This is a genomic window from Tahibacter caeni (assembly GCF_024609805.1).
GTDB classification, from domain to species: Bacteria; Pseudomonadota; Gammaproteobacteria; order Xanthomonadales; family Rhodanobacteraceae; genus Tahibacter; species Tahibacter caeni.
This window is the reverse complement of the sequence record NZ_JANFVR010000179.1, coordinates 1-9,933: the sequence shown is the minus strand read 5'-3', so window position 1 is coordinate 9,933 and position 9,933 is coordinate 1. Positions and strand designations below refer to the sequence as shown.

The 9,933-nt window shown below is 65.5% G+C and carries 7 protein-coding genes; 6 read left to right on the top strand and 1 reads right to left on the bottom strand.

Going from position 1 to position 9,933, the window contains the following annotated elements:
- The 6 genes from NON22_RS14965 to NON22_RS14940 all read left to right on the top strand — a co-directional run.
- Window positions 1–504: helix-turn-helix domain-containing protein (locus NON22_RS14965; protein WP_257387751.1), on the top strand; the 504-nt coding region annotated here is incomplete at its 5' end.
- Window positions 501–3,500: a type I restriction endonuclease subunit R gene (locus NON22_RS14960; RefSeq protein ID WP_257387750.1), complete on the top strand. Its 3,000-nt coding sequence runs from the start codon at window positions 501–503 to the stop codon at window positions 3,498–3,500. The genes NON22_RS14965 and NON22_RS14960, both read left to right, overlap by 4 nt.
- Window positions 3,497–4,861: a restriction endonuclease subunit S gene (locus tag NON22_RS14955; RefSeq protein WP_257387749.1), complete on the top strand. Its 1,365-nt coding sequence runs from the start codon at window positions 3,497–3,499 to the stop codon at window positions 4,859–4,861. The genes NON22_RS14960 and NON22_RS14955 overlap by 4 nt, the downstream gene beginning before the upstream one ends.
- Window positions 4,858–5,898: a virulence RhuM family protein gene (locus NON22_RS14950; protein ID WP_257387748.1), complete on the top strand. Its 1,041-nt coding sequence runs from the start codon at window positions 4,858–4,860 to the stop codon at window positions 5,896–5,898. Before NON22_RS14955 ends, NON22_RS14950 begins: the two co-directional genes overlap by 4 nt.
- 2 nt (window positions 5,899–5,900) lie before the next feature.
- A complete protein-coding gene (locus NON22_RS14945) occupies window positions 5,901–7,361 on the top strand; it encodes a class I SAM-dependent DNA methyltransferase (RefSeq protein WP_257387746.1) in 1,461 nt (486 codons plus the stop codon).
- 300 nt (window positions 7,362–7,661) lie between these two features.
- Entirely contained in the window at window positions 7,662–7,799 is a 138-nt protein-coding gene (locus tag NON22_RS14940) for a hypothetical protein (protein ID WP_257387745.1), read from the top strand.
- A 124-nt stretch (window positions 7,800–7,923) separates the two neighbouring features.
- Here the strand turns inward: NON22_RS14940 and glmS are convergent, their stop codons facing one another.
- The gene (gene glmS, locus NON22_RS14935; RefSeq protein ID WP_257387744.1) at window positions 7,924–9,759 is read right to left on the bottom strand and encodes a glutamine--fructose-6-phosphate transaminase (isomerizing); all 1,836 of its coding nucleotides are present in this window, start codon (window positions 9,757–9,759) and stop codon (window positions 7,924–7,926) included.
- Between the last annotated feature and the right edge of the window lie 174 nt (window positions 9,760–9,933).

Below are 9,933 nucleotides of genomic sequence, written 5' to 3'. Positions count from 1 at the left end.
ACCGCGGCGCGGCGACCGGGCCACGAGCTCGTGCTCGTGCGGCTCGTCGAACTGCTGTTGATCGAAGCCCTGCGTGCGGCGCCCGACATCGCCGCGCCGCCGGGCCTGGTGCGCGGGCTCGCCGACGCGCGGCTCGCGCCGGCCCTGCGCCAGCTGCACCGCCAGCCCGCGCGCGCGTGGACCGTGGCGAGCCTGGCCAGGGCCGCGGCCTTGTCGCGCTCGGCCTTCTTCGAACGCTTCACGCGCCAGCTCGGCCTGCCGCCGATGGAATACCTGCTGGCCTGGCGCATGGCCCTGGCCAAGGACCTGCTGCAGCGCACGCCGATGGCTCTGGCCGACGTCGCCGAACGCACCGGCTACGGTTCGGCCGCCGCATTCAGCACGGCCTTCGCGCGGCACGTCGGCGAGCCGCCCGGCCGTTATGCGCGCCGTCGCCGCGCGGAGCCCGAGGCGCCGCTGCGTATGCGCCGCGGTGCTGCAGACAGCCGCGCGCGGCTCGCATGAGTGGGCCGATCTGGAACGTGCGTCCGTCCAGCGATGCTGCGTGCCTCTGTTCCAAGGCCACCATGACCTTTGGGGCTTCCCTCGGCGTTGTATCCGGCGCAACCCGGCAGAAGCCACGTTGGGCGCCCCTCTTGCTGCAGGTTAAGCTTGGAGCGATTGGGGACTGCGCTTTCCTGGGGAAGCGAATGACGCCGGAAGCCGAGGCACGCCAGCTCATCGACCGAAAGCTCGAAGCCGCGGGCTGGATCGTTCAGGATGCGAAGCGGATCAATCTGGGCGCCGGCCAGGGGGTCGCAGTACGCGAATATCCCACCGATGCCGGTCCGGCCGACTATCTGCTCTTCGTCGATCGTCAGCCCGTCGGCGTGATCGAAGCCAAGCGCGACGAAGCCGGCCACAATCTCAGCGCCCATGAAATCCAGGCCGAGCGCTACGCCAATGCTCCGCTGAAATGGCGCAAGAGCGGTGCTCCGCTGCGCTTCCTGTATGAAAGCACCAGCAAGATCGTCTATTTCACCGACGATGCCGATCCCGCGCCGCGGGCTCGCGAGCTGTTTTACTTCTTCCGTCCGCAGACGCTGGCCGGCTGGGCGGCGCAGCCCGACACCCTGCGCCGCCGGCTCGCGCAGATGCCGCCGTTGCCCCGGCGCAATCTGCGCGATTGCCAGGTCAACGCGATCGCCGGCCTCGAGAACTCCCTGGCAGCGAACAGGCCGCGCGCCCTGATCCACATGGCCACCGGCGCCGGCAAGACGTTCACCGCCATCACGTCGGTCTACCGCCTGCTCAAGTTCGGCGGCGCCAAGCGCATCCTGTTCCTGGTCGACACTCGCAACCTGGGCAAGCAGGCGCACCAGGAATTCATGGCCTACACGCCACCGGACGACGCCCGCAAATTCACCGAGCTGTACAACGTGCAGCGGCTTTCCTCCAGCAGCATCGATCCGCACGCGCAGGTCTGCATCAGTACCATCCAGCGCATGTACTCGATCCTGTGCGGCACCGAGCTGGCCGAAACCAGCGAAGACATCTCCCTCAACGAAGTCGGCCAGTCCGACAACCAAGCGCGGTTGGTTCACTACAATCCGCAGGTGCCGATCGAGGAGTTCGACTTCATCGTCATCGACGAGTGCCACCGCAGCATCTACAACTTGTGGAAACAGGTGCTCGACTACTTCGACGCCTTTCTGATCGGGCTGACCGCCACGCCGGACAAGCGCACCTACGGCTTCTTCAACGAGAACGTCGTCGCCGAATACAGCTACGAGCAATCCGTGGTCGACGGTGTCAACGTCGGCTACGACGTGTACGAGATCGAGACCGAGATCACGAGCAAGGGCGCCGAGCTGAGGGCCAAGGAATGGGTGGACCACCGCGACCGTGAAACTCGCGCAAAGCGCTGGGCGCAGACCGAGGAAGACACTGTCTACGGCGCTGCCGATCTCGACAAGTCGGTCGTCAACCCCAACCAGATCCGGCAGGTCATCCGGGCGATGAAGACAGCGGTGGAGACGACCATCTTCCCCCGCCGCAAGGAAACGCCGAAGACCTTGATCTTCGCCAAGACCGACAGTCACGCGGACGACATCATCCGCACCGTGCGCGAGGTCTACGGCGAGGGCAACGCCTTCTGCAAGAAGGTCACCTACCGCGCCGGCGTCGATCCGGAAACCGGCAAGGTCATTCCCGGCGACGACGCCGACAGCGTGCTCGCCAGCTTCCGCAACGACTACAACCCGCGCATCGCCGTCACTGTGGACATGATCGCCACCGGCACCGACGTCAAACCGCTGGAAGTGCTGCTGTTCATGCGCGACGTGCGCAGCAAGGGCTACTACGAGCAGATGAAGGGCCGCGGCGTGCGCAGCCTCGATGCCGAATCGCTGAAGAAGGTCAGCAACTCCGCCGACGGGGCGAAGACCCATTTCGTGCTGATCGACGCCGTGGGCGTGGAGAAATCGCTGAAGACCGAGAGCCGGCCGCTGGAGCGCAAACCTACACTCAGCCTCGACAGCCTGCTCAAGGGCGTGGCGGTGGGAGCGCGGGACGAAGACACCGTGCTGAGCCTCGGCAATCGCCTGGTGCGCCTGGCGAAGCAGCTCGACGACAAGGTGCTGGCGAAGATCAAGCAGGCCAGCGGCGGCCTCGGCCTGCAGGACCTCGCGCGCGGCCTGCTGCAGGCCGTCGACCCCGACCGCGTCGCCGCCGATGCGCTGGACACGGCCGAGGCTGCCGGCATCACCCGCAGCGAGACTACGCTGACCGAAGCCGAGCTCGACGCCGCGCGGCGCAAGCGCGTGGACGCGGCGTGCATGCCGTTCGACGCCCCGGACCTGCGCGACCTGATCGAATCGGCGCGGCGCGAGCGCGAGCAGCTGATCGATCACGTCAATCTCGACACGGTCACGCGCAGCGAGTTCGCCGCGCAGGCGCAAGCCAACGCCGAGGCCGCGGTGGGCAAGTTCCGCGAGTTCCTGGAGAATCACCGCGACGAGATCGCCGCGCTCGGCTTCTTCTACGCCCAGCCCTACCGTCGCCGGGAACTGACCCTCGAGATGATCGAGGAACTGCACGACGCCCTGTCGAAGCCGCCGCTGATGCTGACGACCGAAAAACTATGGTCGGCCTATGCGCGGGTACAGGAAACCAAGGTGCGCGGCAGCGGCGCGCGCCGGCAGCTGACCGACCTCGTGTCGCTCGTGCGCTTCGCGCTCGGCCTGGACGAGGAGCTGCGGCCGTTCGCCGACAGCGTGGACAAGCGCTTCGCCGAATGGGTGTTCCGCCACAATGCGCGGCGCGCGACCGCGTTCACGCCGGAGCAGATGGAGTGGCTGCGCCTGGTCAAGGACCACATCGCCAGCAGCTGCCGCATCGAGCGCGACGATTTCGATTACGCGCAGCTGGCCGGAAAGGGCGGGCTGCAGAAAGCGTGGAATGTATTTGGTGAGCAGTTGGATGAACTGCTGGCCGAGATGAATGAGGAGTTGGTGGCTTGAGTAGTTCGGAAGTGCCAGCTGGTTGGGCCAGCGTTACGCTTGAAGATGTATGCGATTTCTATGCGGGATACGGATTCCCGACGGAAATGCAGGGCAGAAGCGGGCAAGAGTATCCGTTCTACAAAGTCCGTGACATCTCGATCGCCTGGACTTCAGGCTCAAGGTTCTTGCTTGGAACCGACAACTCTCTTTCCGGCGCAGAAGCGGCCTCCATCCGCGCGAAGCCATTGCCGTCAGGCACCCTCGTTTTTGCCAAGATTGGCGAGGCACTTCGCCTCAATAGACGGGCGATCACGACGGTTCCATCCCTAATCGACAACAACACGATGGGGATGTGGGCAGATCCGGAGTTGGTTGAACCTCAGTATTTGTACTGGTATTCGACCATCACAAAGTTCGACTCCGATGCAAGAGCGTCGGTCGTTCCCTCCATCCGGAAGTCAGACGTCGCTAACCTACATTTCCCACTTCCACCGCGCGCCGAGCAAATCCGCATCGTTGAAAAGCTGGAAGAGCTGCTGTCCGACCTCGACGCCGGCGTGGCCGAGCTGAAGGCCGCGCAGCGCAAGCTGACTCAGTACCGCCTGTCTCTTCTCCAAGACGCCGTGGAGACGTCCGGTTCCGGTTCAAGCTACGCGAGACGTCCTCTCGGGGAATTGGTCGTTTCGATCGGTCAAGGCTGGAGCCCAAAATGTGAGGACGGGGCAGTCGATAGCGGTTGGGCCGTTATCAAGACAACTGCAATACAGCCGCTTAGCTTCGACGGGTCGCACAACAAGAAGTTGCCGGGCAACCTAAAGCCGCGGGAGCACCTGGAACTTAAATCCGGCGATCTTTTGGTTACACGCGCTGGTCCGAGATCTCGCGTTGGAATCACCTGTCTTGTGCGGCAGGCTAGATCAAGGCTGATTCTGTGCGACAAGGCATATCGGGTCCGGTGCGACGAGTCGCGGATCAACCCCGCGTTTCTCGAGCTTGTTCTCAATGCGCCCGGTTTCGTGAATGAAATCGATCGCCTTAAGACGGGCATAAACGACAGTGGCCTGAATTTGACGCAGGACAGGTTCTTTACCTTGTCGATTCCACTGCCGTCGTTAGCTGAGCAGGCGCAGATAATCGAAGCTCTTGCGTTGCAGAATCACGCGATCGCAGATCAAGAAAGGGCAGTGGCGAAAGGTTTGGAGCAAGCGGACGCCCAACGGAAGAATCTGCTCAAGGCCGCCTTCGCCGGTCATCTGGTTCCGCAAAACCCTAGCGACGAAGCCGCCAGCGAACTGCTGGCCCGCATCCGCGCCGCGCGGGTTGCGGACAGCGCCACCCATGCAAGGAAGCGCGGCCGCAAGACCAAGGAGACCGCATGAGCGACAACCAAGGCGAGCTGATCCTCTACCGCACCGAGGACGGCCGCACCGAACTCCACCTGCGCGCCGCCGACGGCACCGTTTGGCTGAGCCAGGCCGAGATGGCGGAGCTGTTCGAGACCAGCAAGCAGAACATCAGCCTGCATATCCGCAACATCCTGGAGGAGGGGGAGCTGTCCGCCGAGGCAACTGTCAAGGATTACTTGACAGTTCAAACCGAGGGGAAGCGGCAGGTCAGCCGCCCCGTTCAGCTTTACCGGCTGGACATGATCCTGGCAATCGGCTTCCGGGTCCGTTCGCCCCGTGGCAACCAGTTCCGCCGCTGGGCCGGCACCACCCTGGCCGAGTACCTGGTCAAGGGTTTCATCCTCAACGACCAGCGCCTGAAGGACGCCGAGCGCACCGACTACTTCGACGAGCTGCTGCGCCGCATCCGTGACATCCGCAGTTCGGAGAAGCGCTTCTACCAGAAGCTGCGCGACCTGTTCAAAACCAGCAGCAGCGACTACGACGGCACCGCGCAGACCGCCAAGACCTTCTTCGCCACCATCCAAAACAAGCTGGTGTATGCCATCACCGGCCGCACCGCTGCCGAGTTGATCGTGGAGCGAGCGAACCCCGACGCCGACAACATGGCGCTGACCAACTGGACGGGCGATCGTGTGCGCAAGTCCGATGCGGTCGTGTCGAAGAACTACCTGGACGTGGCCGAACTCGACCAGCTCAACCGGCTGGTCACGATGTTCCTGGACTTTGCCGAGGACCGCGCCGTGCGCCGTATCGAGACGCGCATGGCCGACTGGATCGCGCAGACCGACCGCTTCCTGAGCTTCAACGAGCGCTCTGTGCTGACCGGTCCCGGCCGCATTTCGCACGAGCAGATGGAGACCATCGTCGGCGAGCGCTACGCCGCCTTCGATGCCCGCCGCCGCGCGATGGAAGCGCTGGCCGCCGAGCAGGAAGCCGACGACGATCTCAAGCAACTGCAGGCCGAGGCCAAGCGCCTGGCCGCCACCAAAAAAGCGGACAAGCCGTAACCATGAACAGCACCGCCCTTGTCCAGAAGATCTGGAACTTCTGCCACACCTTGCGCGACGACGGCGTCGGTTACGGCGACTATCTCGAACAGCTGACTTACCTGCTGTTCCTGAAGCTGGCGCACGAGTACTCGCAGCCACCCTACAACCGCGACACCCACATCCCCAAGAGCTGCGACTGGACCAGCCTGCGCGGCAAGACCGGCGAGCCGCTCGAAGCGCACTACCTGAAGGTCCTGCACAAGCTCGGCGAAGAGCCCGACATGCTCGGCGCGATCTTCTTCAAGGCGCAGAACAAGATCCAGGACCCGGCCAAGCTCGCGCGGCTGGTGCAGATGATCGACGCCGAGGACTGGATCAGCCTCGACGCCGACACCAAGGGCGACTTATACGAAGGACTGCTGCAGAAGAACGCCGAGGACACCAAGAGCGGCGCCGGCCAGTATTTCACCCCGCGCGTGCTGATCCAGGCGATGGTCGAATGCGTGCAGCCCGAGCCCGGTAAGACGATCGCGGACCCGGCCTGCGGCACCGGCGGCTTCTTTCTCGGCGCCTACAACTGGCTCACCCGCGAAGGCATGCGGCTGGACAAGAAGCAGCAGAAGTTCCTGCGCCACCAGACCTTCTTCGGCAACGAAATCGTGGCCGCCACCCGCCGTCTGTGCCTGATGAACCTGTTCCTGCACAACATTGGCGACCTCGACGGCGAGCCGACGGTGGACCGCTCCGACGCCCTGATCTCCGGGCCGAAGCAGACGTTCGACTACGTGCTGGCCAATCCGCCCTTCGGCAAGAAGAGCAGCATGACCATCACCAACGAGGACGGCGAGGAGGACCGCGACGCGCTGACCTACGAGCGCCAGGACTTCTGGCAGACCACCTCCAACAAACAGCTCAACTTCCTCCAGCACATCGTCTCGATGCTCAAGATCACCGGCCAGGCCGCGGTGGTGCTGCCCGACAATGTGCTGTTCGAAGGCGGCGCCGGCGAGAAGATCCGCCGCAAGCTGCTGGAGACCTGCGACGTCCACACCCTGTTGCGCCTGCCGACCGGAATCTTCTATGCGCAGGGCGTCAAGGCCAACGTGCTGTTCTTCGACGCCAGGCCGAAGGACGGCAAGATCCACACCAAGGGTGTCTGGATCTACGACCTGCGCACCAACAAGCACTTCACTCTGAAGACCAAGCCGCTGCGCCGCGAGGATCTGCAGGAATTCGTCGAGGCGTACAACCCGGCCAATCGGCACAAGCGCAAGGAGTCGGAGCGCTTCCGATACTTCGACTACAAGACCCTGGCTGCGCGCGACAAGGCGAGCCTCGACATCTTCTGGCTCAAGGACGAGAGCCTCGATGATCTCGACAACCTGCCGCCTCCGGATGTCCTGGCACAGGAGATCATCGATCATCTCGAGTCTGCGCTCGCATCGTTCCGGGAAGTGGCAGCCGGGTTGCCGACGAAATGACGGCTTCGGCCGGGCGAACCCAACCTTGGAATCGTGGGTTTCAGCGGCGGTGATCCAACCAGGGGCTCCTCTGCAGGCTGTTCTGCGCGGGGCCTGCTACGCAGGGCGGCCGAGAGCAGGGGCCTACTGGTCAGGCTCCAGACCCGACCACAAGCTCGTCCTTGGCGATCACGCGCTGGCGCTTCGAGTAAGCAGAGCAGACGACGTACTCGAACACTATCGGCGCGAACGGCACCGCGGCACCGTCGCAGCGCAGCGTGCGCGGCCGGGTTGGTCGAGAATGCGCCGCACGCGTTTTCCATGATCTGGAACATGGAAGTGCCGCGGCCGGTCTGCGTGCTCGCGGAACGGCGCGATCGATTTCAACCCGATGGCGTGTCGGCCGCGGTCGCGCAGGCGTACGGTGACGGCGATGCCGTTCGCGGCGGTCGACCCTGATCGGGCGTTGCAGCGGCGGCAGCGCCGTTCGCTTCGAGCCGGCACAAAGTACGCGTTCGCCGGACGGCCGTTGCGGCCGTCGGCCGTCGATGCGGAGGCGGCGTTGCGTCGCCTCCGCCGGAACTCATTCCACCGTGACCGACTTGGCCAGGTTGCGCGGCTGATCGACGTCGGTGCCCTTGAGCACGGCGACGTGGTAGGCGAGCAGCTGCAGCGGAATGTTGAACACGGCCGGCGCGACGAGGCTGTCGCCGACGTTGAGGCGCAGCACCGCGCCGCGGTCCGCGTCGAGCTTCACGTCGACGGCCTGGTCGGCGATCACGAACAGTTCGCCGCCGCGCGCGCGCACTTCCTCGAGATTGGACTTGAGCTTTTCGAGCAGCTGGTTGTTCGGCGCGACCGCGAGCACCGGCATGTGCTCGTCGACGAGCGCGAGCGGACCGTGCTTGAGCTCGCCGGCCGGATAGGCTTCGGCGTGGATGTAGGAAATTTCCTTGAGCTTGAGTGCGGCTTCGACCGCGATCGGATAGCTCGCGCCGCGGCCGAGGAACAGCGCGTGCTGCTTGTCGACGAAGCGTTCGGCGAGGATCGCGATCTGCGGTTCGAGCTGCAGCGCTTCGGCGACGAGGCGCGGCAGCGCGGACAGCTCGCCGACGAGGCGCTCGTAGCGCGCCGTGTCGATGCCGTTCAGGCGTGCGAGTTCCAGGCTCAGCAGGCCGAGCGCGGCGAGCTGGGTCGTGAACGCCTTGGTCGACGCGACGCCGATCTCCGGACCCGCGCGCGTCATCAGCACGAGATCCGATTCGCGCACCAGCGAGGACTCGGGCACGTTGCAGACCGCGAGCGCGGCGAGATAGCGCGCACCGGCCTTGCCGGCGCGCAGCGCCGCGAGCGTATCGGCGGTCTCGCCGGACTGCGACACGGCGACGAACAGGGTGTCGGCCGGTACGACGACGTCGCGGTAGCGGTACTCGCTCGCGACCTCGACCGAGCAGGGCAGGCCGGCGAGCGCCTCGATCCAGTAGCGCGCGACGAGACCGGCGTGATAGCTCGTGCCGCAGGCGACGATGTGCACCTGCCTGACCCGGCCGAGCAGGGTTTCCGCGGCGACGCCGAACACGTTGGGCAGGATGCGCGTGCCATTGATGCGGCCTTCGAGCGTGCGCGCGACGGCTTCGGGCTGCTCGTGGATTTCCTTGAGCATGTAGTGGCGGTATTCGCCGCGCTCGACCGCGTCGGCGGTCAGGTCGGTCTCGCGCACGTCGCGCGCGGCGGGACGGCCGTCGGCGTCGAAGATGCGGTAGCCGTCGCGGCGGATCTCCACGACGTCGCCTTCGTCGAGATAGATGAAGCGGTTGGTCACGCGCAGCAGGGCCTGCACGTCGGAGCCGAGGAAGTGCTCGCCGAGACCGACGCCGACGACGAGCGGGCTGCCGCGGCGCGCGCCGACCACGCGGTCGGGCTCGCGCGCCGACAGCACGGCGATCGCATAGGCGCCGTGCAGGCGCTGGGTCGCGCGGACCACGGCCTGGACCAGGTCCAGGCCTTCGCGCTGCAGCGCGTCGACCAGATGGGCGATGACTTCGGTGTCGGTTTCCGAGCTGAACGCGTAGCCGGCGTCCTGCAGCTCGCGGCGCAGCGCCTCGTGGTTCTCGATGATGCCGTTGTGCACGACCGAGACGAGATCCGACGAAACGTGCGGATGCGCGTTGCGCGTGCTCGGCACGCCGTGGGTGGCCCAGCGCGTGTGCGCGATGCCGATCCGTGCGGGCGCGGGCTCGGCGGCCAGCAGTTGTTCCAGCTCGCGCACCTTGCCCTGGGTACGCCGGCGCTCCAGCGCCGAGCCCTGCAGCACGGCCAGGCCGGCCGAGTCATAGCCGCGATATTCGAGGGCCTGCAGGCCGGCGATCAGGATGGGGCCGACTTCGCGATCGGCGACGGCACCTACGATTCCACACATGGTTGGCTCCGGAAGACGAATCAGGCCCATTGCACCGGGCACAGCAGGCGCTGCGCGGCGCGAATCGGGGCGGCCGCGGGCGTGTTCGGGGCGAAACGCGGGCGACGAATCGCGAACTATGCGGCAGGCGGCGCCGTGTGCGCCAGCCTGGAGCGCCCGCCGCGGCGCCGTCCG

What these genes read in the sequence shown, in the direction of transcription:
- NON22_RS14960 (WP_257387750.1), top strand. Translation starts at nt 501, where the DNA reads ATGAGTGGGCCGATCTGGAACGTGCGTCCGTCCAGCGATGCTGCGTGC.
- NON22_RS14950 (WP_257387748.1), top strand. Translation starts at nt 4,858, where the DNA reads ATGAGCGACAACCAAGGCGAGCTGATCCTCTACCGCACCGAGGACGGC.
- NON22_RS14945 (WP_257387746.1), top strand. Translation starts at nt 5,901, where the DNA reads ATGAACAGCACCGCCCTTGTCCAGAAGATCTGGAACTTCTGCCACACC.
- NON22_RS14940 (WP_257387745.1), top strand. Translation starts at nt 7,662, where the DNA reads ATGATCTGGAACATGGAAGTGCCGCGGCCGGTCTGCGTGCTCGCGGAA.
- glmS (WP_257387744.1), bottom strand. Translation starts at nt 9,759, where the DNA reads ATGTGTGGAATCGTAGGTGCCGTCGCCGATCGCGAAGTCGGCCCCATC.